Annotated in this window: 30 protein-coding genes; 29 read left to right on the plus strand and 1 reads right to left on the minus strand. The window is 57.4% G+C overall.

Going from position 1 to position 25,912, the window contains the following annotated elements:
- Positions 1 to 222: 222 nt before the first annotated feature.
- From HV314_RS04385 to HV314_RS04445, 13 genes are all read left to right on the plus strand, one after another.
- Entirely contained in the window at positions 223 to 693 is a 471-nt protein-coding gene (locus HV314_RS04385; protein ID WP_016807974.1) for an STY4534 family ICE replication protein, read from the plus strand.
- A 60-nt stretch (positions 694 to 753) separates the two neighbouring features.
- Positions 754 to 1,290, plus strand: a complete 537-nt coding sequence (locus HV314_RS04390; protein WP_016807973.1) for a single-stranded DNA-binding protein — start codon at positions 754 to 756, stop codon at positions 1,288 to 1,290.
- Positions 1,291 to 1,354: 64 nt separating this feature from the next.
- Complete coding sequence (locus HV314_RS04395; protein WP_016807972.1) at positions 1,355 to 1,597, plus strand: DUF4160 domain-containing protein; 243 nt, start codon at positions 1,355 to 1,357, stop codon at positions 1,595 to 1,597.
- Positions 1,581 to 1,829: a DUF2442 domain-containing protein gene (locus HV314_RS04400; protein ID WP_004115558.1), complete on the plus strand. Its 249-nt coding sequence runs from the start codon at positions 1,581 to 1,583 to the stop codon at positions 1,827 to 1,829. Before HV314_RS04395 ends, HV314_RS04400 begins: the two co-directional genes overlap by 17 nt.
- Positions 1,830 to 1,965: 136 nt before the next feature.
- Positions 1,966 to 2,631: a PFGI-1 class ICE element type IV pilus protein PilL2 gene (gene pilL2, locus HV314_RS04405; RefSeq protein ID WP_016807971.1), complete on the plus strand. Its 666-nt coding sequence runs from the start codon at positions 1,966 to 1,968 to the stop codon at positions 2,629 to 2,631.
- Complete coding sequence (locus tag HV314_RS04410; RefSeq protein WP_016807970.1) at positions 2,628 to 3,386, plus strand: hypothetical protein; 759 nt, start codon at positions 2,628 to 2,630, stop codon at positions 3,384 to 3,386. The genes pilL2 and HV314_RS04410 overlap by 4 nt, the downstream gene beginning before the upstream one ends.
- Before the next feature lie 11 nt (positions 3,387 to 3,397).
- Positions 3,398 to 4,120: a TIGR03759 family integrating conjugative element protein gene (locus HV314_RS04415; RefSeq protein WP_016807969.1), complete on the plus strand. Its 723-nt coding sequence runs from the start codon at positions 3,398 to 3,400 to the stop codon at positions 4,118 to 4,120.
- Complete coding sequence (locus tag HV314_RS04420; protein ID WP_088221852.1) at positions 4,099 to 4,734, plus strand: transglycosylase SLT domain-containing protein; 636 nt, start codon at positions 4,099 to 4,101, stop codon at positions 4,732 to 4,734. The genes HV314_RS04415 and HV314_RS04420 overlap by 22 nt, the downstream gene beginning before the upstream one ends.
- A 5-nt stretch (positions 4,735 to 4,739) precedes the next feature.
- Complete coding sequence (locus tag HV314_RS04425; RefSeq protein WP_016807967.1) at positions 4,740 to 5,273, plus strand: integrating conjugative element protein; 534 nt, start codon at positions 4,740 to 4,742, stop codon at positions 5,271 to 5,273.
- Complete coding sequence (locus tag HV314_RS04430; protein WP_017145109.1) at positions 5,273 to 5,845, plus strand: restriction endonuclease; 573 nt, start codon at positions 5,273 to 5,275, stop codon at positions 5,843 to 5,845. Before HV314_RS04425 ends, HV314_RS04430 begins: the two co-directional genes overlap by 1 nt.
- A gap of 10 nt (positions 5,846 to 5,855) precedes the next feature.
- Positions 5,856 to 6,344 (plus strand): hypothetical protein, encoded by a 489-nt coding sequence (locus tag HV314_RS04435; protein ID WP_016808264.1) that lies wholly within the window; start codon positions 5,856 to 5,858, stop codon positions 6,342 to 6,344.
- On the plus strand, positions 6,337 to 8,436 hold the full coding sequence (gene traD, locus HV314_RS04440) for a type IV conjugative transfer system coupling protein TraD (protein WP_016808263.1): 2,100 nt from the start codon (positions 6,337 to 6,339) through the stop codon (positions 8,434 to 8,436). The genes HV314_RS04435 and traD overlap by 8 nt, the downstream gene beginning before the upstream one ends.
- The gene (locus HV314_RS04445; RefSeq protein WP_006785966.1) at positions 8,429 to 9,187 is read left to right on the plus strand and encodes a TIGR03747 family integrating conjugative element membrane protein; all 759 of its coding nucleotides are present in this window, start codon (positions 8,429 to 8,431) and stop codon (positions 9,185 to 9,187) included. Before traD ends, HV314_RS04445 begins: the two co-directional genes overlap by 8 nt.
- 90 nt (positions 9,188 to 9,277) lie before the next feature.
- On the opposite strand, the gene HV314_RS04450 is transcribed toward HV314_RS04445, so the two are convergent.
- Positions 9,278 to 9,625, minus strand: a complete 348-nt coding sequence (locus HV314_RS04450) for an FxLYD domain-containing protein (protein WP_016808262.1) — start codon at positions 9,623 to 9,625, stop codon at positions 9,278 to 9,280.
- A 184-nt stretch (positions 9,626 to 9,809) separates the two neighbouring features.
- Here HV314_RS04450 and HV314_RS04455 point away from each other — a divergent pair, with 184 nt between their 5' ends.
- The 16 genes from HV314_RS04455 (at position 9,810) to HV314_RS04535 (ending at position 25,312) form a co-directional block, all read left to right on the plus strand.
- A complete protein-coding gene (locus HV314_RS04455; RefSeq protein WP_016808261.1) occupies positions 9,810 to 10,157 on the plus strand; it encodes an integrative conjugative element protein, RAQPRD family in 348 nt (115 codons plus the stop codon).
- Positions 10,157 to 10,399, plus strand: a complete 243-nt coding sequence (locus HV314_RS04460; protein WP_003029734.1) for a TIGR03758 family integrating conjugative element protein — start codon at positions 10,157 to 10,159, stop codon at positions 10,397 to 10,399. Before HV314_RS04455 ends, HV314_RS04460 begins: the two co-directional genes overlap by 1 nt.
- Positions 10,400 to 10,433: 34 nt before the next feature.
- A complete protein-coding gene (locus HV314_RS04465) occupies positions 10,434 to 10,820 on the plus strand; it encodes a TIGR03745 family integrating conjugative element membrane protein (RefSeq protein ID WP_016808260.1) in 387 nt (128 codons plus the stop codon).
- Between the two features lie 12 nt (positions 10,821 to 10,832).
- Positions 10,833 to 11,189: a TIGR03750 family conjugal transfer protein gene (locus HV314_RS04470; RefSeq protein WP_004115534.1), complete on the plus strand. Its 357-nt coding sequence runs from the start codon at positions 10,833 to 10,835 to the stop codon at positions 11,187 to 11,189.
- Positions 11,186 to 11,845 carry a PFL_4703 family integrating conjugative element protein gene (locus tag HV314_RS04475; protein ID WP_016808259.1) on the plus strand — a complete coding sequence of 220 codons (660 nt, stop codon included), beginning with the start codon at positions 11,186 to 11,188 and terminating at the stop codon, positions 11,843 to 11,845. Before HV314_RS04470 ends, HV314_RS04475 begins: the two co-directional genes overlap by 4 nt.
- The gene (locus HV314_RS04480) at positions 11,845 to 12,795 is read left to right on the plus strand and encodes a TIGR03749 family integrating conjugative element protein (RefSeq protein WP_016808258.1); all 951 of its coding nucleotides are present in this window, start codon (positions 11,845 to 11,847) and stop codon (positions 12,793 to 12,795) included. The genes HV314_RS04475 and HV314_RS04480 overlap by 1 nt, the downstream gene beginning before the upstream one ends.
- Positions 12,785 to 14,287: a TIGR03752 family integrating conjugative element protein gene (locus HV314_RS04485; RefSeq protein WP_016808257.1), complete on the plus strand. Its 1,503-nt coding sequence runs from the start codon at positions 12,785 to 12,787 to the stop codon at positions 14,285 to 14,287. Before HV314_RS04480 ends, HV314_RS04485 begins: the two co-directional genes overlap by 11 nt.
- The gene (locus HV314_RS04490; RefSeq protein ID WP_223479954.1) at positions 14,265 to 14,666 is read left to right on the plus strand and encodes a hypothetical protein; all 402 of its coding nucleotides are present in this window, start codon (positions 14,265 to 14,267) and stop codon (positions 14,664 to 14,666) included. Before HV314_RS04485 ends, HV314_RS04490 begins: the two co-directional genes overlap by 23 nt.
- On the plus strand, positions 14,666 to 15,076 hold the full coding sequence (locus HV314_RS04495; protein WP_016808256.1) for a TIGR03751 family conjugal transfer lipoprotein: 411 nt from the start codon (positions 14,666 to 14,668) through the stop codon (positions 15,074 to 15,076). The genes HV314_RS04490 and HV314_RS04495 overlap by 1 nt, the downstream gene beginning before the upstream one ends.
- The gene (locus HV314_RS04500) at positions 15,076 to 17,934 is read left to right on the plus strand and encodes a conjugative transfer ATPase (protein WP_016808255.1); all 2,859 of its coding nucleotides are present in this window, start codon (positions 15,076 to 15,078) and stop codon (positions 17,932 to 17,934) included. Before HV314_RS04495 ends, HV314_RS04500 begins: the two co-directional genes overlap by 1 nt.
- Entirely contained in the window at positions 17,931 to 18,308 is a 378-nt protein-coding gene (locus HV314_RS04505) for a hypothetical protein (RefSeq protein ID WP_016808254.1), read from the plus strand. The genes HV314_RS04500 and HV314_RS04505 overlap by 4 nt, the downstream gene beginning before the upstream one ends.
- Positions 18,309 to 18,999: 691 nt before the next feature.
- Positions 19,000 to 20,094, plus strand: a complete 1,095-nt coding sequence (locus HV314_RS04515; protein WP_016808252.1) for a DNA adenine methylase — start codon at positions 19,000 to 19,002, stop codon at positions 20,092 to 20,094.
- Positions 20,091 to 22,310 carry an Eco57I restriction-modification methylase domain-containing protein gene (locus HV314_RS04520; RefSeq protein WP_016808251.1) on the plus strand — a complete coding sequence of 740 codons (2,220 nt, stop codon included), beginning with the start codon at positions 20,091 to 20,093 and terminating at the stop codon, positions 22,308 to 22,310. The genes HV314_RS04515 and HV314_RS04520 overlap by 4 nt, the downstream gene beginning before the upstream one ends.
- Positions 22,303 to 22,875 (plus strand): hypothetical protein, encoded by a 573-nt coding sequence (locus tag HV314_RS04525; protein WP_016808250.1) that lies wholly within the window; start codon positions 22,303 to 22,305, stop codon positions 22,873 to 22,875. Before HV314_RS04520 ends, HV314_RS04525 begins: the two co-directional genes overlap by 8 nt.
- Positions 22,865 to 24,004: an AAA family ATPase gene (locus HV314_RS04530; protein ID WP_016808249.1), complete on the plus strand. Its 1,140-nt coding sequence runs from the start codon at positions 22,865 to 22,867 to the stop codon at positions 24,002 to 24,004. Before HV314_RS04525 ends, HV314_RS04530 begins: the two co-directional genes overlap by 11 nt.
- A gap of 3 nt (positions 24,005 to 24,007) precedes the next feature.
- Positions 24,008 to 25,312, plus strand: a complete 1,305-nt coding sequence (locus tag HV314_RS04535; RefSeq protein WP_016808248.1) for a 5-methylcytosine restriction system specificity protein McrC — start codon at positions 24,008 to 24,010, stop codon at positions 25,310 to 25,312.
- The last annotated feature ends 600 nt before the right edge of the window (positions 25,313 to 25,912 follow it).

Below are 25,912 nucleotides of genomic sequence, written 5' to 3' on the forward strand. Positions count from 1 at the left end.
CGAAAGCTCCTGTAACCTGAAAGGGAGCAAACTTTGGTACATCTGCGCACCTTTGAAAGCAGATATCGCCTGTACAAGCGCATTACGACGCGGCGATGAAGGTTCCTTCAACATACCAGACTCTCAGGATTCAACCGATCCTGACCCCCGACGGGAAACCACTCCCGTCAGGGCAGATGGTTTCTCCGTCGTACCTATTTTTACCTCCATGGAGAAAACATCATGTCTGCAAACAATACTTCTGCATCTGCAAAATCTGAGTACTTCAACCTGACTATTAAAGGCATCGGGTATCTCAGCAACATCCGCCAGGTTAACCATCAGAATGGCTCGTTCCTCAGCTGCGTAATCAATGCACTGAGCGGTCCGACTGACAATCCGGCCTACGTCCGTTTTGACATTTCTGTCGCAGGTAAAGAGGCTACCAGCCTTATCGCCCGCTGCCAGAAAGCCGTCGATGAAGACAAAAAAGTCCTGCTGGGCTTTAACCTGAGTAATCCGTCCACGGACATATTTACGCTGAACAAGGGCGAGCATGCCGGCGAACAGCGTGTCAGTCTGAAAGCCCGCCTGATAAAGGTGGACTGGATCAAAATAGGCCAGGACATGGTCTACAAGACTGAAAAATCTGACTCCGTGCCGCCGCAGAATGGCTCTGCCGCACAACAAAACTACGCAGAAAACTCATTCTGATGCGCACCTGACACACCCCGTTCGCGGGGTGTTTCTTTATTCTTTACAGGAGAAATGATTATGTCCTCACGCGGCGTTAACAAGGTGATTCTTGTCGGTAATCTCGGCCAGGATCCTGAAGTGCGTTATATTCCCAATGGCAGTGCAGTTGCCACCCTTTCTCTGGCCACGTCTGAGAGCTGGCGTGATAAGCAGTCCGGTGAACAGAAAGAAGTGACCGAATGGCACCGGGTGGTTATTTTCGGCAAGCTGGCAGAAATTGCGGGTGAATATCTGCGCAAAGGCTCCCAGGTTTACATCGAGGGCCAGCTGCGCACACGCAAATGGACCGATCAGTCTGGCCAGGAGAAATACATCACAGAGGTGGTGGTAAACATTGGTGGCACCATGCAGATGCTTGGCGGTCGCCAGTCCGGCAGCGGTCAGAATACGTCTTCCCGGAATGACTGGGGCCAGCCTCAGCAACCTTCCGGACCGACTCACAGTGGCCAGGCTTCCGGCAGCAGTGCCGGTGCGCCACCGATGGACTTCGATGACGATATACCGTTCATTGGATTCGGGTATGGAGTACCAAAATCGGCAATCCATGCACTCTGAACAGCCTTTATGGCAGTTGCTCTGAACTTACACATAATCCGGTCAGCATTTAAGGATAACTGACATGCCTGTTATACTGAGGATCAACGGTTTCCGGTTCTTTTTTTATTCTAATGAAGGTAACCCGCTCGAACCTGCACACATTCACGTAATGAAAGCAGGTAGTGAAGCCAAATTCTGGTTAACGCCATCAGTGGCTCTGGCCAGTAACGATGGGTTTAATTCACGGGTATTAAAAGAACTGACGGGGATCGTTGAAGATAACCAAGCATTGTTTCTGGAGGCCTGGAATGACTATTTCAGCTAAACGGGTCAGCTTCGATGAGGCCACGATGTGGGTTGAACTCAACGACGCCCGTACCATCGGTGTGCCGCTGGCATGGTTTCCACGCCTGTTGCATGCTTCAACTGAACAGCTTAACAGCTATGAACTGAGTCCCCGTGGTATCCACTGGGACGCGCTGGACGAAGACATTTCTATTGCGGGGTTGCTTGAAGGCCGCGGCGATGTGACCCATCGTCCCCATAAAGTAGCCTGACAGCGCGCTATTAGTGAAAAACGCTGGCTTTTGCCGGCGTTTTTTTTCATCAACGGAAAATCAGTTGTTAATTGAGTGAAACCGGACTGATTCCGCACAGTGAGGGCTGTTTTATCACTGTACAGGAAAATTCCGGATGAAACGTAACACCTCTCACAACATATTTTCACCAGGCAGGCTTGCCACTGTTCTTCCCCTGCTGCTCCTTGCGGGCTGTGTTTCCCAGCCGCAAAAGTTGCAGCAACGTGAGCCTGCGGACCCGACACCCGGCACCACCGTCACCCGCAACGTTCAGCCGGTCTCTCCGGACGAGTATGCGCGGACGCCGGAAGTGGTGCGCTACGATCGTTATCTGCTGGTCAGTACCGATCCGCAGGCGGCCCAGCGTGACCCTCTCTCGCAAATTATTGATATTCGCATCCCGTCATCCCTGCATCCTACTGTGGCGGATGCGCTGCGTTACGCCCTGCGCCAGTCCGGTTATTCCCTGTGCGCGACCGGCTCCGCCAACGGCGTGCTTTACCGCCAGGCATTGCCGGCCGTCCAGTACCAGCTGGGCCCGATGCGCCTGCGTACTGCCCTGCAGGTCCTGGCCGGTCCGGCCTGGCAGCTTGAGGTGGATGATGTACAGCGTGTGGTCTGCCACAGCCTGCGCGACGGCTACCAGCTGCCGGTCTCCCAGCTTCCGCCGCCGGTCAGCACCTGGTCCACGCCTGCGCCGTCCGCCGTGTCACAACCGGCCATCAGCGCCCCTCAGTCAGTACCCGTTAAACCTGTCAGCGGAGGGTTTCTGAGAAAATGAGCGAACAGCAACCATTCCATACTGACCCCGCTCCGGCCCGTAAAAGATTCAGCTGGCGTCCCCGCCGCCGCCTCATCTGGGGCGCTGCCAGCGGTGTGGCGCTGGCCGGCATTCTGGCGCTGGGCTACACCGCCTTCAGTCTGGGCATATCGAACCTTGATGAACGCCTTGCACGCCTTGAATCTCAGGGCAGTACAGCGGCCACTGTTGAGACAGTCGCGGCCCTGCAGTCAGATGTGACCACGCTCAAAACCGGCCTGCAGGATACCCGGAAAAAACTTGGCGAGATGCAGCAGGAGCTGAGCGCAGCAGCGAAACAGGCCGGCAGCGACGACGCCGTGCGTCAGTCATTGCGAACCCTTCAGGACGCCCAGCAGGGGCTGGAAACCCGCCTGAGTGCGCTGACTGAGCAGCTGACAGCGCTGAAATCACAGCCGGCACCCGCACCCGCCGCACCTGTCGCCTCACCGGTAAAAAAAAACGAGCCTGCTGCAAAAAAGCCCCGTCCCGCTGACACACGTCGTTCTGCTCCATCCCTTCGCGTGGCCCGCACTGCGCCTTTTGTGCTGACGGGAGTGGAGAAGCGGGGGGCAGAGTCCTGGGCTGCCATCGCGCCCCGGGGCTACAGCAACCTGTCGCAGGTGGCCCTGGTCGGAGAGGGTGAAACCGTGTCCGGCTGGACGCTGGTCAGTGCCGGTTATGGTGAGGCGACGTTTCGGGTTAACGGCCGCCAGACCGTGCTCAGAGCAGAATAACGGAGCGAATGATGAAACTGAAACATACCTTTTTAGCCGCCATGCTGCTGAGTCCCCTGACCCTGGCCGCGACCACATCAGGACAGATGGATGTCAGCCGACAGGAATCAACACAACGGGCGGACTCCGCACAGCAAAACCTGCAGCAGCAGGCCGGTCAGTGGGGACTCAGTGCCGACGATTATCAGCGTTATCAGCAGCTGATGAAGGGACCCCGGGGTACCCAGTCGCCGGGTCTCGATCCGCTTTCCACCCTCGGTATCGAGGCGCAGACGCCGGCAGAGCGCCGTAAGTTTGCTGAAAAGTGGGTGAAGGAAGAGTTTGCCCGCACCCAGAAAGAGCTTGATTTCCAGCGTGAGGTGAACGCGGCCTGGCAGCGCCTGTATCCGGGCACACTGCCGGTCAATATGGGGAACGCCTCCGGCGTGGCGCACGACAGTGGCGGCCGGCTGGCGCTGTTCGTCAGGTCAAAAGACTGCGCAACCTGCGACGCGAAACTGTCTGCCGTGCTGGCTGACAACCGGCCGGTGGACATCTATCTGGTCGACAGCCAGGGCAGTGATGATGCGCTTCGCAGCTGGGCGCGGGACCATCACATTCCCGTGGAAAAGGTCCGCAAGCGCCAGATCACGCTTAACCACGACGGCGGCCGGTGGATGCGCTTTGGTAACGGCCTGATGCCGGTTTTACTGCAGCAGGCGGGAGACGGTAAATGGGCAATCGCAGCATTCTGACCGGCGCACTGGCGCTGGGCTTACTGATGGCGGCCGTCCCTGACGGCCATGCTGACCAGACGGTGCCGGAGGGTTACGTCCGCGTGGCCATGGCGCACGGCGTGCCCCCCGAAGCGCTTTACTCGGTATCACTGAGCGAGTCTTCGCGCAAACTTCCCCGCGGAATACGGCCATGGCCCTGGACCATCAATGTGGCAGGCAAAGGGTATCGCTATGAGACGCGCCTGCAGGCCTGGCAGGCGCTGCAGGTCTTTATGAAGAGTCACCCGCTTAAGCGCATCGATGTCGGTATTGCCCAGGTCAATCTGGGCTGGAACGGTCATCATTTTGCCTCGACGTGGGATGCGTTTGACCCTTACACCAACCTGAACGCCGCCGCCACCATTCTGCGTGAGTGCTGGGCGCGTAAGCCAGGCAGCTGGCTGGATGCGGCCGGCTGCTACCACCATCCCGCAGGTGGTCAGCCTGCTGCACGTTACCGCGCCATTGTGAGAGGGCATCTGGCAAAAATCAGCCCTGCACCCCGCATTTCTGCGCCGGCAGCTGAAGCGCCCCGCTCGGTTGCTGCGCTCACCCCCGATCCAGGCTTCGTCTGGACTGAACCCGGGAGATAACCCTGATGAAAACGCTGTCCTTACTGCTGTTTACCCTCCTTCCCCTGACCGGCCATGCTGAACTGAATGTGATTGCTGATCTGGGCGGTGAAGATGCTGCGCCGTATTTTGAGGCCGTTAATAAACAGCCCGGCATGCCCGGCGTCAGTGACGTACAGCCTTCACGCCAGCCGGACCACGGTGTTCCGCTGGCTGACGGGATGGCGGGTATGTTACCCGTTAACACACCTGAACTGAGCCCGGGGAATACAGCAGACCGGCCGCTGCAGTTGCCCGGCATCGGGGCGTTGTTTCTGATCGGGGATGATGCTCTGTCCCGTGAATGGCTGAAAGCCAATGCCGGCGCGCTGGCTGAACAGCATGCGGCCGGGATGATAGTCAACGTCACAGACATGGATACCGTGCGCGAGCTGCGCGAACTGGCACCCGGTGTCAGCCTGGCCCCGGCTTCCGGCAGCGAGCTGGCCCGTCGCCTGCAGATTGAGCATTATCCGGTACTCATCACCGATACCGGCCTGACGCAGCAGTTTAAGCCGTAATGAGCACGCCAGATATCAACGGTCTGCTGATGGCACACCCTTATGGGGCGGTCATACTGATAGTCCTTTTCCTGGTGGTGATGGCCTTTCTGAACCTGCGCTGGCGTGAGAAAGCCAGCACCCGCCGTCACCGGCGATACCGGGCAACGGCGGGGCGGGTACTGAATAAACTGACCCTCCTGCCGGGAGACGGGCAGCGTCTGACCTATCTGCGCAAAATCAGCCCCTATGTCTTTGAAGAGCTGTTGCTGTCTGCCTTTGAACGTCAGGGGCTAACCGTGGTGCGCAATGCCTCCTACAGCGGTGACGGCGGCCTTGATGGCCAGGTCATCATCGACGGCGAGCACTGGCTTATCCAGGCCAAACGGTACAGTCGTGCTGTTTCCCCCGCACATGTTGAGGACTTCGACCGACTTCTCCTGCACTCCGGCCGCCGGGGGCTCTTTATCCACACGGGCCGTACCGGAAAAATGAGCCGCACCCTTCATATGGCGTCACCGCGCCTGCGCATCATCAGCGGGCAACGCCTGCTGGCCATTCTCGCCGGGCAGGACGTCCGGCAGTATCTCTGAGGAATCTTTTATGCACATCATCCTGAACAGCCTGCGCTACGCTTTGTGGCTTGTGTTCTGTTTATTCCGTCATGCCGTTTTCGTGCCTGCCGCTTTCGGCGGTGTCTGCCTGCTCGCCTGGCTTGTTTTCGGCCATCCGGTCAGTGACCTGAACGACCAGTTGCAGAAGGAGGCAACGGCATGGCGCACCGCGCCGCCCGGACATTACATGTGGGAGGAATGCCCGGTGCCTGATAATGCGGCTCCGCCTGAGGCAAAGCCGGCAGCCTGTACCGTCACTGCCGTCTCCACAGAAACCGCGGCGAACAATTACCTGCTGTCATTGCGGGCCGTATGGATCATTTTTTTCATCCTGTCGAATGTTCTGTATGTGCTCTGGCGCTTACTGGCGGATGCCCTGCGTTACCACTCCCTTTCCTGCAGGGAAGCCGGTGCCGGGAGGGGAACGTATATCCGTATGGCCGACGGTAAAATTATAAAGGAGGCAGACGATGAGTAACCGTTACGTCATTGAGGCCCTGCTGCGTCCGGCCGTTGAGCTGAATACCGCCGTGGTATCGGGCATGGCGGCGTATGTCTGTGTGCAGGCACCCTGGGCTGTCGCTCTGGCTCCGACTGTCAGCTATGTCACCGCAGCCGGGTTTGCGGCGCTGGCCGTCACCCGCACGCATCAGGGGATGAAGATTATTCGCTACCGCCGGAATCTCCGCCGCCTGACGCGCTATGTCATGAGTACTAAACAGATCCCCGTCAGTCATCGTCGCCTGTTTCTAGGCCGGGGGTTCCGCTGGACGCAAAAACACACCCAGCGGCTGCAGGATACGCTGCGCCCTGAAGTGGCCCGTTACCTGCAGCCAAACCGCTTTTACCTGGGGGCGCGTCAGCTCGAAATGATGACAGAGCACCGTCTGCCCTGGCTGGGTAAGCTGCTGAGTGCCGATACGCCGCTGAACCCGGTGCGGCCGTTACCACCGGTGGGCGGCAATCCGGCGCTGCACGGCATCGAGCCCGACGAAAAAGACGTCACCCTGGCTCTGGGGGAGCGCGTTGGCCATACGGTGGTGTACGGCACCACGCGCGTCGGGAAGACCCGGCTGGCAGAGCTGCTAGTCACCCAGGATATCCGGCGGGGTGAAGTCACCATCGTGTTTGATCCGAAAGGCGACGCAGACCTGATGAAACGCGTCTGGGCAGAGGCCCACCGGGCCGGACGCGGGGACGAGCTGTATATTTTTCATCTTGGCTGGCCTGAAATTTCAGCCCGTTATAATGCCGTCGGGCGTTTTGGTCGCGTGTCAGAGGTGGCGTCCCGCGTGGCCGGTCAGCTGTCGGGTGAGGGGAACAGCGCGGCATTCCGCGAATTTGCCTGGCGGTTCGTCAACATCATCGCCCGTGCGCTGGTCGCCCTGGGTGAGCGCCCTGACTACACGCTGATCATGCGCTACGTGAACAATATCGCCGATCTCTATATCCGCTATGCGGAAAAAATCATCCAGGCGCAGCTGCCGGCTCTGCAGACGCAGATTGAGAATAATCAGCAGGTGCTGGGAGAGGACGACGTGCCCCGTAACATGCAGGGTCAGCCGGATGCCTTACGTATCTGGGCCATTGAGGTTGCCCTGAGTTCAGAAGAGGGTAAAAAACTCTATGATCCCATCCTTGACGGGCTGCGGTCAGCGGTACGTTATGACCGTACTTACTTTGACAAAATCGTGGCGTCGCTGCTGCCGCTGCTGGAAAAACTGACCACCGGCAAGACCGCCGAGCTGCTGTCGCCGGATTATCAGGACATTGACGACACGCGGCCGATTTTTGACTGGGAACAGATCATCCGTAAAAAAGCCGTGGTGTATGTGGGGCTCGATGCGCTCAGTGACAGTGAAGTGGCGAGCGCGGTCGGTAACTCCATGTTCGCCGATCTGGTGAGTGTGGCCGGGCACATTTATAAACACGGTATCAATGCTGGCCTGCCGGGCGGGAAAGAAGGGAAGTCCCTGATTAACCTGCACTGCGATGAGTTTAACGAGCTGATGGGGGATGAGTTTATTCCTCTCATCAACAAAGGGGGCGGTGCCGGCATGCAGGTGACAGCCTATACCCAGACGTCTTCTGATATTGAGGCACGCATCGGGAATGCGGCCAAGACGGCCCAGGTACAGGGTAACTTTAACAACCTGATTATGCTGCGCGTCAGGGAGAACCGCACCGCCGAGCTGCTGACCACGCAGCTGCCGCAGGTGGAGATTTACACCAAAACGCTGGTCTCCGGGCACCAGGACACGGCGGATGTCAATGCAGACCAGGACTTCACCTCAAGCACCCAGGACCGCGTCGGGACGGTAAAAGTCCCGCTGCTGGAGCCGGCCGATATCGTGACGCTGCCAAAAGGGCAGGCGTTTGCCCTGCTGGAAGGCGGGCAACTGTGGAAAATCCGCATGCCGCTGCCTGCCGGGGATGCTGATGATGTGCTGATGCCGGAAAGTATTGAGAAAATAGCGGAGGAGATGCGGCGCAGCTATCACAGCGGCGAATCCTGGTGGCGGGACGGTCCGGCCCTGAACGTGCCGGTCACAGGAGGGGCGAATGGCTGAGGTAAAACGTCCCCCACAGCAGCAGACGCTGCCGGAACGCAAGCACGGCATTCTGTATAATCTGCTCTGGGGCTGGCCATGGGCCCTGGTGGGCGTGGTGCTGTCCTCGCTGCTGCTGAGCCTGCTGATTGAATATATCGGCATCGCCTTCTTCTGGCCGGAAGCCGGGGCGGCGCACAGTGAAGCGGTCATGAACACCGAGCTGGGGTGGCTGTCCACAGAGTTCACCCGCAGCCTGCTGCTGTCTGAACCATCGGTGACGGTTGTGCGCTGGGTGAGCACCGCCTATCAGTGGGCCTTTGTGGACAGTGGCTTCCTGGACTGGGTCCGGCAGCAGTATGCACACCAGATGCACAGTGACAATGCCGTCACCCGGGAAATCAACAGCTGGAGCGGCTGGCTTGCCGGCTACCTGCGTGAATACCTGCTGGCCACGGTATGGATCAGCATTATCACCCTGGTACGCGTCACCATCCTGGTGCTGTCCGTGCCGTTGTTTGTGCTGGTCGTGGTGGTGGCGCTGGTTGAGGGGCTGGGGCGGCGTGATCTGCGGCGGTACGGCGCGGGGTATGAAAGTTCGTTTGTCTATCATCATGCCAAGAAGCTGGTCAAACCGGCCGCTGTGGTGCCCGCCATGCTGTACCTTTCCTGGCCCACGGCAGTCTACCCCAATCTGCTGTTGTTGCCGGCGGCTGTTCTGCTGGGGATCGCCGTAACGGTGACCACTGCGTCGTTCAAGAAGTATCTTTAAATCAGGGCTGGACGGAGGCGTGCAAAACTTGTTTTGCGCGCCTGCCGTCAGCAGACAAGCCATGAAACGACCGTTACTGGCGCGTCAGTGTCAGTTATTAAATACCGTCAGTTCTGTCACTTTGAAGCTGTCTGGCTTGTTGGTTATGCTGTCGTAGGGGGCCTGTAGCTTCCATTGCTGACCCGGCTCCAGATTTTCAGCCATCGCTGCCGTATTTCCTATTACTGCCCCATTCTGAAGCAAGTTGAATTTGACAATTACAGTCTTCACAGGCCCACCTGACACGTTTGTTCCCGTGCCTTCAATTTGCTGCAAACCATTTGCTGCTGTGGCGAAATGCAGGTCTGAAAGTTGGACTTTGCCAGTACCGTCGGCCGCAAGAACAGGGCCGGTAATCAGTGCAGTGATTAACGTGGCCTTCAGAACAGTCTTCATCATTTTCATTTTCCCTCTGTTTACCGTTGAGTTTTCTTAATATCACAATGAACCTTTATTTACAGCTAAACCTGCCACCGGCACAGACCTGCAATTAATTTTGAAATTCCTGTTTAGGGTTTATCGCTGACCCGACGCTCCCTCTTCCGCATCCTGTCCGCACCCCTTAATCCTTCTGGAGGTGCGTATGAACTCACATCGTCCGGCCATGCGGCGCAACCGTCGTGTCCCGGGCATCACTGGCCTGGTATTGCTGACCTTTCTGGCATCAGCTGCTGCACAGGCATCCGAGAAAGACGAGCTTGCGTCTGTTCAGCGTCAGCTGGACCAGGTTCAGGCGTCGCTTGAACGGGCCCGCGTGGCGGTTGCACAGGCCGACCCGGCTGACCGTGGCCGCTTTTTCTTTGATTACCGTCAGGCCACATCCGATCTCAACACCATCCGCAGCGGCATTGACCGCTATCTGGAGCCCTCCCGCGCGCAACCGCGTGACCCGTCTTTTGTGGCCGGTAATTACCGGCGGGAGCGGCCCTGATGCCCATGACATCCGAACAAACGAACGCGTTTAAAGCCGGCTCCGGCAGTCTTGATGTGAACATCCTTCATCTGCTCTGCATCGGGGCACTGCTGGCGTTTCTTTTTTTATGGGCCGCGTGGGCGCTGTCGGATGTCTGGACCGGCTGGAGTAACACCAAAGTGCGTGACGCGGCCCTGGGGCGTTTTGCCGTCCGCACCGTGCTGCTGTTGCTTGTGTGTATCTGGATGTTTGCCAGTTAACTCATTCAAAACGTTAAGTCAGGAGATGAATCCCATGCACCATTCTGAGTCTGTTGTTGCCCGCCTGCGCCGTTTCGGCAGTCGTACGCTGACCCGCGCCGGTACGCTTGCCCTGCTGGGCTGGCTCACCTGCAAACCGGCCTTTGCGGATTTGCCAAGCGTTGAAGCGCCTGAGTCCGGAGGCGGAAGCGGGCTGTCGGGACAAATCAAGGGCTACCTGCAGGACGGCATTGTTATCGGGGGGCTGGTCGTGGCGGCCGTTGCCTTTATCAACGTTGCCATTGCCGCCCTGCACACCTTCACCGAAGTCCGCAATGAGAAAGCCACCTGGACCAAATTCGGGGCCATTGTGGTGGTGGGTGTGGTGCTGCTGGTTGCCGTTATCTGGCTGCTCGGCAAGTCTGCCGACATTCTGTTGTAGGAGCCTGCGACGATGCAGACCATTCGTTTTTTACCTGACCGTCTCAACAGTGAGCCCGTGGTGTTTCGCGGGTTTACCACCCATGAGATGGGGCTGGCAGCCCTTGCCGGCGCGGGTGCGGGTCTGCTCCTGTCACTGCCGTTTATCCCGCTTGCCGGCTGGGTTGTTGTTCCCACCGGCCTGCTGGTCATGCCGCTGCTGCTCGTCTGGTTCGGCGGCCGCTGGATGGCCAGGCTCAAGCGCGGTAAGCCTGAGAACTGGCTCTGGCAGCGACTGGAGACGAAAAAACGCCGGCTGGGGATGGGCAATCCGAAACTGATAGTGGATGCCCGGGGCTGGTCAGTGAAACGTAACAGGAGAGCCTCATGAGCCGTTTTCGCCATGCGGTAAAAGACCGCGACCAGCATATTCAGACGCTGCGCATCGCCTGCGCCGTGCTCGCCTTTTTCCTTTTATTCACCTGTGCCGGCTGGATGCTGGCGCCCAGCAAGCTGACCGTGCATAACCCGCCGGATTTACGTACCGGCAGCACGCGGCCCTGGTGGGAAGTGCCACCCCCGACGGTCTACTCCTTTGCGTTCTACATTTTTCAGCAGCTCAATGCCTGGCCGAAAAACGGCGAGGTGGATTATTCCGGCAAAATCAATGCGCTGTCGCCGTATCTGACGCCGTCCTGTCAGGATTTCCTGAAAGCGGATGCAAAGAAACGCGGTGACGCCGGGGAGCTCACCGACCGCGTGCGCGTGGTGTATGAAGTGCCCGGTCGCGGTTACCAGTCACAGAGCGTGACCGTACAGGATCGCGATCACTGGATTGCCCGCCTGGACGTGGTGGCCGACGAATATTTCCATGCCGAGCCGGTCAAACGCGCCCTGGTACGTTACCCGCTTAAAGTGGTGCGCTGGGAAGGTGATGCGGAGCGCAACCCGTTCGGTCTGGCGCTGGACTGTTATGCCGGTGTGCCCCAGCGTCTGGAGGCGGCACCGCCTGCACCTAAACCGGAGAAGTCAGGAGTGTTTCAGTGATGAGTAAAAACCCCCACTACCGCGCCGGGCTGATGGCGCTGTCCTTCGCCCTGCTGCCCCTGGCAATGCTGGTATCACGTCCTGCCGGCGCAGATGAGCTGATGAAATGGGAGCGTATTCCGCTGCAGATCCCCCTGAAGGTGGGGCAGGAGCGGGTGGTCTTTGTGGACAAAAACGTCCGCGTCGGTTTTCCGCCGGCGCTTAACGGTAAACTCCGGGTGCAGAGCACCGGGGGAGCCGTCTACCTGAAAGCCGACAGCGCCTTTCCGCAGACGCGGGTGCAGCTGCAGGATGTGGAAAGCGGCGAGGTTCTGCTGTTTGATATCGCCGCCGGTGAAAAAGGGCCGACTGAGCCGGTGCGGCTGGTCTACAGCGGTGATGTCAGCACGCTGAGTCACGCCGGCGATGCGGCCGGTCAGCCAGGTGGTGCAGACCGGGCTGCTTCCGGATCAGGCTCATCTGCTCCCACCGGCAGCGATGATGGTACTCAGGCAAAGCGTAAAAAAATCCGCTACAGCGCCCCCATCCCGGTGCTGCTGACCCGCTATGCCGCTCAGAGCCTTTATGCTCCGGCACGTACGGTCGAGGCGGTCCCGGGTATTCATCCGGTCAATCCTCATCTGCCCCGACGTGTCAGCACGCTGTATCCCTCTGAACCATTAACGGTCACGCCGCTGGCTGGCTGGGGTGTGGCAAACCGCAGCGTGGTGGCACTCAGGCTCACGAACACCGGCAGCCGTAAGGTCGTTCTGGATCCACGCTCGCTGCAGGGACAGTTTGTGTCCGCCACCTTCCAGCACCGCTGGGTCGGTCCTGCCGGCACGCCGGAAGACACCACCACGGTGTATGTGGTGACCGCCGGTCGTCCGGAGAGCGCATTTATTGCTGAGCCGTCTGCGCTGCGTAAAGCGGCCCGCACGGTAAAACAGGAGGCCCGCCATGCAGATTAAATCTAATGCCCTGGTGAAAATTATCGTGCCGGCCGTGGTGATTGCCGGGCTGGCCGTGGGGCTCAAAAGCTGCAAAAACGAACCGGCAGAACAATCTCAGGCAAAACAAAGCGGCGGCCCCCTGCATAATCTCTCGCCGGATGAACTGAAGGCGCTGGGTGTGGAAGGCGACACGCCGGAGGACACCCTGCGCACGCTTATCGGCCGGCTGAACGATGTGCGTGACCGCCAGAAAACGCTGGATAAGCAGAACGCGGATTTGGTGAAAGAAAACGAGCGGTTGCGCCGACGCAATCAGGACGTTTCAGGACAGGTGAATGAGGCCGTTAATGGTCTGCGCGAGCAGTACGACAAGCGGCAGGCGCAGCTTCAGAACGAACAACTGAGCCTGACGGCGAAAATCCAGGAGCTGACCGACAAACTCAAAAAGCCTGACACCGAGAAAAAAACGGCGGACAGCGATATCCCGCTGGGGCTGGGCCTGGACGGCATGGGCAGCAGTACCGGGGGGGCGGCTTCTCAGGGCAGCGACGGCATGATGTGGGTCGCGCCGACGGACCAGAAAGAGACGGACCCGCGGGACGCGGCCAGCGGCAAGGCATCTCCTCAGTTCCCGACTTCTTTTCTGGGTGAAAATGAGCTGACCCGACAGAAAGCGGCCTATGAGGAGAAAGTGAAGGGACGTACGAATGAAAAAGGGGCGGAAGAGAGCGCAGAGCCGGTTTACACGCTGCCGGAAAATTCCACGCTGGTCGGCAGCCGCGCCATGACGGCACTGCTTGGCCGTGTGCCCATCAACGGCACCGTGACCGATCCTTATCCGTTTAAGGTGCTTATCGGTAAGGATAACCTGACGGCGAACGGCATCGAGTTACCGGACGTCGAAGGGGCGATTGTTTCCGGGACGGCCAGCGGAGACTGGACACTGTCCTGTGTGCGCGGGCAGGTTAACAGCGTCACCTTTGTCTTTTCCGACGGTACGGTACGCACCCTCCCCAGACCCGACGCCAGTAACAACGCCAGCGGGCAAAATAATAACGCTCAGGCTAAACAGGATACCGGCACCAGTGGCGGTATCGGCTGGATTTCGGATGAAAACGGGATCCCGTGCATTGGCGGCGAACGTAAGTCCAATGCCTCCACCTATCTGCCCACCATTTTTGGCCTGTCGGCTGCCGGTGCGGCGGGTGAAGCGATGAGCCAGGGGCAGTACACCACACAGAATAACGTGAATGGCATTTCCGCCACCATGACCGGCGACGCCGGACAGGCGGCGCTGGGGAAAGCCATTTCCGGCGGCATGTCTGAAACCACCGACTGGATCAAACAGCGTTACGGGATGACGTTTGATGCCATTTATGTGCCGCCTGGTGCCCGTCTCGCCGTGCATATCACCCGTCAGCTGGCCATTGATTATGAAGATAAGGGCCGTAAGGTGCGCTACGACTTCACCCTGCCGGGTGGCATCAGTGACAACGGCGGACTGGACTGAGTACACGGCCATGGCGGGACAGATAACGTTTTTCCCTCTTTCATCCGTGTGCTGGACGTTCAGCGACGGGGCAGGCTGGCATATTGACGTGATCCCTGCGTCTTCTGCGGTTCTGTTGCTGCGACCCGTAGCGCTGTTGCCTGCCGGCGCACCTTTACTGCGCTGGCGCGATGGCCAGCTTTTACTGGATATCGGCAGGTTCTCCCTGCCGCTCAGTGCCCGGGAGTGTGCCGTTTCGTGGCGCAGCCCGAAAATCCCGCGCCGGCTTTACTGCCCGCGTATGACATTACGGGAGCTGGGGCACCTGCTGAATGTCAGTGCGTTCGTTTTTATCTGCGGCGGTTACGATCCGGCCGCCTCACAAAGGAGATACCGGTAATGTACAGAACGGTTTTCATTCTGGCCCTGAGCTGTGTGATGCTCAGCGGCTGCTCAACCTCCAAAGAGGAAATGCTGCCGGCGGGCGATAACACCATGCTGGAACTGTGGAACGGGGCGGACGGTGGCGGCAGTACTTCCCGCCAGTCTGCGGCGGTCCGCGACACGCTGCGACGCCCGCTGACTGGCAGCGAAACGCAGGCGGACGCGCAGGCCGACCGCAGCTACAGCCGTACTCAGGAAAGCGAAATCACCCAGCAGTTTCCCCGGCTGCCCAACCCCGACATGGTGATGTACCTGTATCCCCATCTGGCAGACGGTAACACGCCGGTGCCGGGTTACAGCACTGTGTTCCCGTTCTACAGCCAGACGCAGTATGCCATGCCTGGCGAGCGCACGGAGGCCCTGTAATGCTTTCACTGTTTACGCGTAATAAATCCACCGACCGGCAGACGCCGGTTGATGACGGCCAGTCCGTTCAGGCAGATGAAACCCTGACCGCGGCCGTGAAGGGCCGGCAACCTCTGAAGCGCCCCGGGAAAATGACGCGCCAGGATGAGGAGAAGGTTTATCACGCCAATCCGTCCATCATTGACTTTTTGCCCTGGGCAGAATTTCTCGATGAAGAGCAGTGTCTCCTGCTCGATGACGGCGTGTCGGTGGGGGCCGTTTATGATGTGACACCGGTGGCGACCGAAGGGCGAACCGAAGAGCGCCTGGAACAGATCCGGGACTCGGTTGAGGATGCACTTCAGGACAGCTTTGATGAACATGACGTGAATCCCTGGGTCGTGCAGTTCTTCTGCCAGGACGAGGACGACACTGACGCGTACCTGGACAGGCTGCGCGGGTATGTCAAACCACATGCACAGCGCACGGCGTTTACCGACGCCTGGCTGGGTGAAATGGAGCGCCATATCCGCAGTATCTCCCGGCCTGAGGGACTTTTTACTGACTCGCTGATTACCGGCCAGCCGTGGCGCGGGCAGCAGCGCCGCACCCGGATGGTTGTTTATCGCTGGCTTGGTAAAAGCCGGGATCCGATGCCGCCGGTGGCGATGCTCAATCAGGTGTGCGACCGGGTCGTTAATGCCCTGGGCGGGGCGGGGATCCGCTGCACCCGGCAGAACGGCCTGCAGGTGCATGGCTGGCTGCTGCGGCTGTTCAATCCGTCACCGGACTGGGTGGAGAAAACCACGCTCTATCGGCAGGCTGCTTACGCAGACCCGCGCGAGACACCTGAAGGCACCGTGCCGGTCAGCAATGATTTTGCCGAAACCCTGTGGTTCACGCCGCCGGTTTCAGACCCGGAAAACGGCGTGTGGTGGATTGACAACAAGCCGCACTGCGCGGTGGCGGTGGAAAAACTGCGTACACCGCCGGAGCCGGGCACCCTGACCGGCGAGAAAAGCCGGGGTGAAAAGAAAATTAATGCCCTGATGGATATGTTTCCGGAAGGGACCATGGTGTGCATGACCGTGGTGGTACAGCCCCAGGACCGGCTTGAAGAGCAGTTTAACCGGCTGTCGAAAAATGCGGTCGGTGAGAATACCGAGTCGGGCCGCGTCCGCCAGGATGTGAAGACGGTCAAAGAGTATCTGGGCAACCGGCACAAGCTGTACCGGGCGGGGATCACCTTCCTGCTGCGCGGCGACGACATGACCAGCCTGAAGCGCAAGCGGCTGGAGCTGTCCACCGTATTGCTCGGGGCCGGTCTGCAGCCGGTACGGCCGGAGTTTGAAGAAGGTCCGCTGAACAGCTGGCTGCGGGCGCTGCCGATGTGCTTTAACCCGGACAGCGACAGAAAACACTGGTATACCCGTCTGACATGGGTTCAGCACCTGGCAGGACTTTTGCCGGTAACCGGGCGGGAAACCGGCACGGGGCACCCCGGCTTCAGCTTTTTCAACCGCGGCGGGGATACCCTGACATTCGATCCGCTCAACAAGCTCGACCGCACCCAGAACGCGCATCTGCTGTTGTTCGGCCCGACCGGGGCGGGCAAGTCGGCCACGCTGTGTGCCGCGCTCTCCCAGCTGATGGCCGTCCATCGTCCGCGGCTGTTTATTGCGGAGGCCGGGAATTCGTTCGGCCTGCTGGCCGACTTCTTTGACAGCCTCGGGCTGACGGTGAATAAAATCAGCGTCAAACCCGGGAGCGGCGTCAGTCTGCCGCCGTTTGCTGATGCTCACAAACTGGTGGAAGAAGGCCTGGCCGCCCAGGCCGTTGATGAGAGCGACCTGCCGGATATCGACACGGACGACGATGGCGAGGATGACAAGCGTGACGTTCTCGGTGAAATGGAAATCTCCGCGCGCATGATGATCACCGGCGGTGACCCGAAAGAAGAGGCTGACCTTAAGCGTGCCGACAGGGCGATGATACGTGAGGCGCTGCTGATGGCGGCACATGCCACGTATAAGGAAGGGCGGCAGATGCTGCCGTCTGACCTGCAGAAGGCGCTGTACGACATTGCCTCTGACAACGATGAGGGCGTCATCAATGTCCGCAATGCCCAGCGCAAGGCGAAAGCGGCGGAAATGGCGGAATCCCTGGGCATGTTCACTCAGGCCGGGAGCTTTGAAGCGGAGCTGTTCAACCGTGAAGGGGAGCTGTGGCCGGAAGCGGACGTGACGCTGGTCGACCTGGGGCATCTGGCGCGTGAGGGCTACGAGGCGCAGATGGCCCTGACCATGGTCTCGATGACCAACATGATTAACAACATCGCGGAGCGTGACCAGTTCCTGGGCCGGGATATTGTCTTCACGGTGGATGAGGCGCATATCGTGACGGTTAATCCGCTGCTGTCGCCGTACATGACCAAGGTGGTCAAGATGTGGCGTAAGCTCGGGGCCTGGTTGTGGCTGGCCACCCAGAATCTTAAGGATTACCCAGACATTGCCGAAAAGATGCTTAACATGGCGGAATGGTGGATTTGTCTGACCATGCCTCCGGAAGAGGTCAAAGATATCAGCCGTTTTCGCGCGCTCACGCCGGAGCAGGAATCGGTGCTGCTTTCCGCCAGTAAACTGTCGGGGTGTTATACGGAAGGCGTGGTGCTGGCGAAACGGATCGAAGCGCTGTTTCGTGCCGTGCCGCCCAGTCTCTTCCTGGCACTGGGCATGACGGAAAAAGAAGAGAAAGCCGAACGCCGGGCGCTGATGAATGAATTTCACTGCAGCGAACTGGAGGCGGCAAAACGCGTCGCGCAGAATCTGGACCGTCTGCGCGGTCTGACGGAAAAACAACAGGAGCCTGCCACGGTATGATGACACTGAAGTACCCTGAACCCACTATTCATGAGCACAGTGGCTCAGCCCTGTTCACCCTGTCGCCTCAGGGGGAGCCCGGTGTGCTCCCGGCGACCCATCAGCACCTGGTGAGGCTGCGGGCAATGCTCAGGCAGCGCCTGACCGGTCCGGTCAGAATGACCTGTCACCCGCACCGGGTGGGACTCAGCAGCAGCGTGGCCATCTATCTTGAGGGAAAGCTGAAGCAGGCGGTGAACATCCTTATCACCGTGACGGGACAGACGAGCTGGCCGCAGGAAGAGGAGTATGCGCATCCGCGCTGGTATATCACGGTGCCGGATTCGGCCGACCTGGCGTATCTGATGCTGTGGATTAACGGGCTGGACGTTTAAAACGAAAACTTGTCTTCACCAGGAGCATGATAACAAAAAGAACAGAATGCTTTTTTGATGCCGGCCGCTGGGGCCGGTTTTTTTATGACTGGCGAGTTTTAGTAAAACGGTAACGCGCGAGGTGTGGGATGAAAATAAAGTTTCCTCCTTGAAAATAGAGTTTCACCCTAAGCCAACGTGCGCTATGTTGATGATATCAACTAGGACGTTGGCTTTGTTATGGCTGGCACATTAAGACTCGAGATACGTCGAAAATTGGATAAATGTATTGCTAAGCAGTCAGGATTCCCTATAGCTCGCCTTCGGAGTAGGAGAAACCATGAAGGATGCCGTCTGGTCCGCGAGTGAAAAGTGCTGCATTGTACGTAAGGTTAAGAATCGCTGTCATAGTGTATCTATTCAGTATGTGTGCATATACAATAACGCAATTGCACAGACATATGCGGGGCGTTTTCATGCGATTCACTGACCTCAAAAGTGAGACCTTAAATCTAAGAGTTTCCAGAAAGTTCAAACAGGCCTTAAAGAAGGCAGCGGAGCATGAGCAGCGGAGCATGGTGAATATGCTTGAGGTACTCCTTTGTGACTATTGCGACCACAAAGGCATTGTGTTGCAAAGCCCAGAAGCCAGCCAAGAACTTGGTCAGGGTCGAGCAGTAACTGGCCGTAAAAAAAACGTAGGGGTTTCTATATGACTTTTCGCTATATTGGCTCCAAATCTAGACTCGTCGACAAGATAGCATCCCACATTGGGCCGCCTAGAAAGGGCGCGTTTTTTGTGGATGCTTTTTGTGGAACTGGAGCTGTAGCTGAGGCTGCTGCGGAGCATGGTTGGAATGTGCGGATTAATGATAGCTTGCACTCAGCTGTTATCTCTGCTGGGGCACGTCTTATCAGCCATGATCAGGTGACCTTCAAAAAACTTGGTGGGTACTCTGGTGCTGTTAGCAAGCTAAACGCAGTTAAGCCATTGCATGATTTTATGTGGCGCACTTATAGCCCCGCTTCGATCGATACGTGTGGAATTGAGCGTAGGTACTTCACCGAAGAAAATGCAGCTAAGATAGACGCTATGCGCTGCTTGATTGTTGAGTGGAAAGGTGCCGGATATATTGACGAAATTGAGGAGAGGCTATTGATTGCCGATCTCTTTAGTGCACTGAACCGCGTTGCCAACATTGCGGGCACTTTTGGCTGCTTCCTCTCCAAATGGACAAGCCAATCTCAAAACAAGATTGCCATGCGTTGCCGTGATCTCAAAGAAACTGGAGTGTGTGTTGAGGCTAGCGTGGGTGATGTGTTCGACGTTCCGAATGTTGCACACGACCTCGTGTATTTGGACCCCCCGTACACCAAGCGTCAATACGCGAGCTATTACCACATCCTTGAAACGGTGGCTCTTGGCGATGAGCCTGTGGTGGAGGGGGTTGCGGGACTTCGTCCATGGAAGGCCTTGGCTTCTGACTTTTGCTACAAGAGCCGTGCTCTCAAAACACTCTCGCGTCTGGTTCATGGCTTGAAGGCTCAAAGGGTACTGCTCTCGTACAGTAGTGAAGGGCACATCTGCATGCAGGACATGAAGGCTGAGCTTTCTAAGATCGGCTCGTCCACAATGTACCCTTTGGGCGCCATTGGTCGATACCGGCCAAACAAGGCAGCCAGTAGCTCGGCGTCCGATGTGAATGAGTTTTTGGTGGTCGTGAAACGGTCCATGGCACAGCTTCCCCAAGCCCAGTCAAAAACAGTTAAAGCTATCAAACCCGTTCTCGTGAGGAGCTATGCATGAGTTCTCCTCGGCCTGTTGAATCAGAGTACCTGGCCCCAGCAGAAGCGGCACTCACTCAGGCTGTGGGAGGGGAAACCAGCTTTGAGCTTCGGCTTCAAGTTTTGGAGGCAGCATCAGCGCGTTTTGGCGGGTTTGACCTAACGGCGTTTCATGAGGCTTTTGGAGTCAAGAGCAAGCGCGCAGCATCAGATCTTTTGGAGCTTGCGGTACCTGTAGCAAGTGCCATCGAGCGTTCACCTATTCACCCTGCTTTGGCACTGAGTGTCTTGGCGCGTGAGGTCTTGCATGAGCAGGATCGAAAAAGCACGGGCGCCTACCATACGGATTTTCGCCTGGCTACACGACTGGCGCAGCTCGCAGCCCCCAAGCTCACACACAAGAGCAAGGTGATTGATCCTGCCTGCGGTGCAGGAATTTTGCTAGCAGCGCTGACTCACGCAGTGTGTGGTATGGATAGAGCCAAGACGGCGCATTGGTTGGCTCACGGTGTGTATGCAGCGGATCTTTCTGGCAACTCTTTGCGTGCGGCACTGCTTGCGCTTGCTTCGTTCACTGATGATGTATCGACTCTTAAGGCTATGCGTGCCCGTTGGTACTGTGGCGATAGCTTGATGGCTGATCGCAAGGTTTGGACTGCCATGGTCCCTGAGGGGTTTGATGCGGTGATCGGCAATCCACCATGGGAAAAGGTCAAGCTCTCACGGCACGAATTCTTGAAGTCCTCAGGCACCAAGCGCCACTACGGGGCCCAAATTCATGGGCTTGATGAGGATCTGTTTGCCCAGCAGCGCAATGAGGTAGCGAACTACTCTCGTCGCCTGTTGGCTCGCTATCCCGATTTGGGTAATGGAGAGCCAGACCTATACATTGCTTTCACGGACCTCTTTTTTGAACTCTGCAAAAAGCAGGGTGTGGTGGTTGCACTAATTCCGGGTGGGCTCATTCGCTCGCAAGGTACCCGCGCCATGCGGCAGAAAATCTTTGATGCGAGCCAAAGCGTGTCCATGTCGATCATCGATAACCGTGCACGGTTCTTTACGATCGACACACGCTTTAAGTTCCTGGCCGTGGCTCTCACTAAGGCTGGCTCTGAAAAGAGCAAGCGTGAGCCCATCACTCTCATGCATGAGCGGGGCACCCCTACGGGATTGGAGATTACGGGAACTGCCACTATTGGGCGTGCAGCACTTGCGGGTGTTCGGGGCGATTTGAGCCTGCCCGAGGTTCGTAACGTGTCTGAGTGGAAGCTCTTCTCAAAGATCGGAGAAGCAGGTGTTTCGTGGGAAGAGCCTGGTTATGGCTGGACCCCGAAGTTTTGCCGTGAAGTTGATATGACCAAGGAGCGTCCTAAGTTCCTGGGGCGTGCCACGCCTGGCGCTTTGCCACTGGTGGAAGGTCGAATGGTGCAGGCGCATCGCTTTGGTGTAAAAGGCCACGTGTCAGGCACTGGTCGCCGTGCGTTGTGGGAGGCTTATGCCATCGGAGACTCACGCCTTGCCCCCCAGTTTTGGATTCGTCTCTCCGACATGCCCAGTGCTAACCAGCACCGTGCGGACGTGCTGCGTGTGGGCTTTTGCGACATTGCGGGTCAGACCAATGAGCGTTCGCTCATGGCCTCGTTAATTCCTGCTGGGGTGGTCTGTGGCAATAAGGTGCCCACGATCCTTTTCCCTGAAGACCCATCAGAAGAACGGCTGCTGGTGTGGGTGTCCATCGCTAACAGTTTTGCCTTTGACTGGATGCTTCGGCGTGTGCTCACTACGACGGTGAATTACTTCCTGCTGCAAAGCGTGCCCATGCCAAAACTCGCCAAAGATGGTTTGCCATGGAAGAGGCTGGTGAGTGCTGCACGCGAATTGCGCACACTTGACAGTGCGGGGGCTACTCGTGAAACCTACGAGCGCATGGCGCAGCTTCGTGGGGAGATTGATGCGGAAGTGGCCGTGGCCTATGGGCTCGATTTGAAGGACATGGAGTTAGTGCTCCAAGACTTCCCGCTTTTGGATCGGGGCCAAGTGGGCTTGCCAGGTGAGGCCAAGTCCACAATTACCCGAGATAATGTTTTGGCTGCAATGGCAAAACGCACAGGAAGTCTGTCTACAGTTTGGTCGCACCGTGCGATGCAGGCACGCGCGCTGGGGGCGATTGCTTATGTACCCTCTGAGTTCGCTCTGGGGGGCGAAGAAATAGAAGAAGGATCCAAAATTCATGGCTAATGGAGCGGGACAGGTTGCTCGAATTCTGTACAAGGAGATTGTTGAGGGAGATCGACGGAAAGCTGATGCGGAGTCTAATGACTCTGATTCTGGAGGGGGGGCAAGAGACTTTCGATTTCCCTACGAGGCGGTGTTGCCAGCTGTTGAGTTGATATTTCCCAATAAAATTCTCCGGGGTGGAAAGGCAGTACATCAAGGTACCTTCTTTTGGAACGAGCCGGACTCAACACAGGTTGTATCAAGAGCAGCTGAGTTTATGTCACCCACAAAGTCTCGGCCGAGAGAGGGATGGATTTCTCAGGTGCCGAAATTTTCATGTTTTGATTCGGACCGAATGCCATCAGGGGGAATTGGGAATCGCGTTTTGTTGCTTCTGATTCAGCTTCATGACCAGTCGGTTTGGCCGCACTTCGCGGAAGAAGCAACTCTTCGTGTTAAAGGCGTTTGGGATCCTTCAGTTGCTCAAGAGCTATTGAGTTGTTTGGATGCACAGCGGGCTGCTAATCGAGCCGTAATTGGCTATATCGACTTCACGAACATGCGTAGGTTCTGTAATGGTAAGTGAAAACTGCAAACAGGTGTTAAAGCTACTCGCACGTTCGCGCAACGTGCTGGTGTCTGGTGCACCTGGCACGGGCAAGTCCAAGCTCTTGGCCGAAGTTGCTTTGGCCTTTGAAACAGCCTTTGGTCTTGCTCCTGCAGGTGGCCCACCGCAGCTCAATCCCATGGGCGGCATCCCTATTCCCCCTGCTGCTGGGGTTGTTAAAGACATTCCTGCACCCACCAAGATGGACCGCAAAGTCTTTCGGACGGTCTTCCACCAAAACTCCAAGTACCGCGATTTCTTATCGGGCATCACGCCTGCGGTCAACAAGACAGCAGGAGACCCAGACTTCACCATCGTGAAGGGGACTCTGTACCGTGCCAGTGAGCATGCGAAGGGTGCCAATGGGGCTGCACTGTTGATCATTGATGAGATCAACCGAGGTCCTGCGGTGCAGGTGTTCGGTGGTGCCATTGTGGCCATTGAGTCCGATAAACGCTTGGCCTCTGATGGGGCCAAACTTGCTGAAACGCAGTTCTTTGAAATGCTCGATCCCGTCTCTGGTGATGTGATCGAATACGCACTGCCCCATGACCTCTATATCCTGGCTGCGATGAATCAGGCCGATGCGTCTGTGGAGCCCTTGGATGTCGCGTTCTTGCGTCGTTGGGAACCTATGCGCCTAGAGCCCGATGAGGCGGCTTTGCGGACGTTTTACGGTTTGGGTGCCAAGGGTGTCAATGCATTGCCTGATGTACCTGCCAGCGTGAACGATGCCTTGGAGGCTTCGGTGAGTGCCTGGATTGCTGTAAACGCGCAAATTGCTCTGGGCCGTGGTCCCGAGTTTCAGATCGGGCATGGTGTACTGATGTCGGATGTGAAGCCGCAAACATTGGGCCTTAATGAAGCTTTGGGCACGCTGTGTGTAGGGTGGGCGAAGGTGCGGGCACACGTGGAAGAGGTATTCTTCGGGGACACACGAGGAATTGCAGCGGCTCTTAATGCGCTGGATGGGCCAGCCTTTAATCCGTTCAAGCTCACCGAGACAACTTTTGCGGATGATTTACGCTTTCGTTTTGAAGGGCCCACGAATTTTGCTGAGAACAATATCTACGCAGCTCTCAGGGCATTTGCCAATCCGAGGGGGTAGCACGTGGTGAACCCCCGAACACGGCTGTCCCTTATTGAGTACGGTACACCCGTTGACCTGAGCCGTGCGATTGCTGAAGCGATTGGGGTGGATCGCACGAAGGCCAACAGCCTTTTATTGGAGGCTGGGAGCCGGATTGCGTCGAGCTTAAGGCTTAGCTACAACCCTATCAGTGTGGATGCCAAGGGCACACGTGCCATCGATTTTGCGGGCCTCATTCGCCTGGCACCTTCACTGGAACTGGAAGTTGCTCCCAAGTTTTTGGGACTCGACGACACAGATGCAGCGTGGCGCGAAGATTTCTTTTTCCTCTCCACGCTTTCACGTCATGGGCGGCTCTTGGCTTCCGAACGCTTATCGGCATCAGGTGGTACCCCAAGGGATTTGTCTACGCTAGTAGCTCGTTCCATCACGAGCATGTACGAGGCCCGTAAACGTCGGCCACTGCGCAGTTATCGTAGTGTGCGTGAAGCAGACTTCTTCATCGATGGGGATCCTGATCCGGTGGATCTCATCTTTCCTTCACCTGATGGCTTTGAGCAAGAGCTCATTCGCTTTGATCGCAAGAACGGTTGGAACGGGGATATCGTGGCAGCGGCCAGGGAGTTACTCCCTGAAGTAAGTGACCCTTCAGCCGCAAGTTCGCTGGTGCGTTTGATTGAGGACCTTTCGCCTCAGAACGTTGCTGCTAACCGTCGAAACCCCATTCCTGCACGGCACCGAGCGTGGAAGCCACTGCATGAGCTGTCTATCGATGTGCTCGGAGGCCTGGGGCTTAACTACAAGCAGGGACAGGCCCATGCACCTGGTTACTTAGTGAATACCTGGCGCGTGTGGGAAGATCTGTTAACGGTGGCCGCACGATTGGGCTTTGGTCGCAGTGCCGTAGTGCCCCAACAGGGCTATCCCTTAGGCACTAAGATCAGGATGATTACCGGTGCTGTGAGCAAGCTTTCAGTGTACCCAGACTGTGTAATTGAGCTCGATGGAACAAGGCCCAGGATGCTGCTGGATGCCAAGTACAAGGGCCACGTGGAGAAGGGACAGCTTCGCATCAGTGAAGCTGACATCTACGAAGCCCTGGCCTTCTCCAAGGCTACTGGATGCAACCTAGTGGCACTAGCCTATCCTGCACAACCAAGCGATGCCCCGCAGCCCGTAGGGACGTGCACTGTCTTTGAAAAGGCTGTGGTGGATGCCGTGCAAATCGTGGGCATTCAGATCGAGAGCCGCCTGATTTCTAGGGCGGGAGCTCTCAGATTATTTGCCGCAAACATGGCTGCTGGGGTTACAGCAGCCTTTGTGTGATTGATTCAAGGGCTTCTTCCTAACAGATTTAGCGATGGTTGATTTTACATTTAGGGGCGGTCTGAAAACGTTTAACATTGTCGGCAGCCAGGAGCTTGACTGCGCCATAACAGCAGGTTAAGTAGTTCCAAGCGTTGGCGTACCAGTATGCCTTTAAGGCTTTCTAATCGCTAAGTATGAAACTTTATTTCTACGGATCCGACCGGCAGGTGCGCCCGGCCTCTGGTTTAGGATGATAACCCCTCCTTTTTCGAACAAAAAAACACCGATCCAGGCGGCTTTTGCCGTTAGTTAGTATTAAACTTTATTTTCATCCCGCACGAGGCGCGGACATTTCATAAATGATTTGATGGGTATTACTTCACCGGGATTACGATCCTCTATCAGGTTAAACATATTATCCCTGCCATGAACTCTGCATCAGCCATCTGGTGTATGCTGCGTAAGTCAAAAAGGATGAATCGCCACGGGTTTAACAGTCACCTGGAAGGCGTCAGTCCGGAGGCCTTCGAAAAGGCCTCACCGTGAGGACAGATACTGTCTGCGGAAGCGGGGGCATTCCAAAGTGCCTGCTGCTGATCATCAAAACTTCAGCCACTG

This window comes from Citrobacter sp. RHBSTW-00887, assembly GCF_013728095.1.
Lineage (GTDB): Bacteria > Pseudomonadota > Gammaproteobacteria > Enterobacterales > Enterobacteriaceae > Citrobacter > Citrobacter braakii.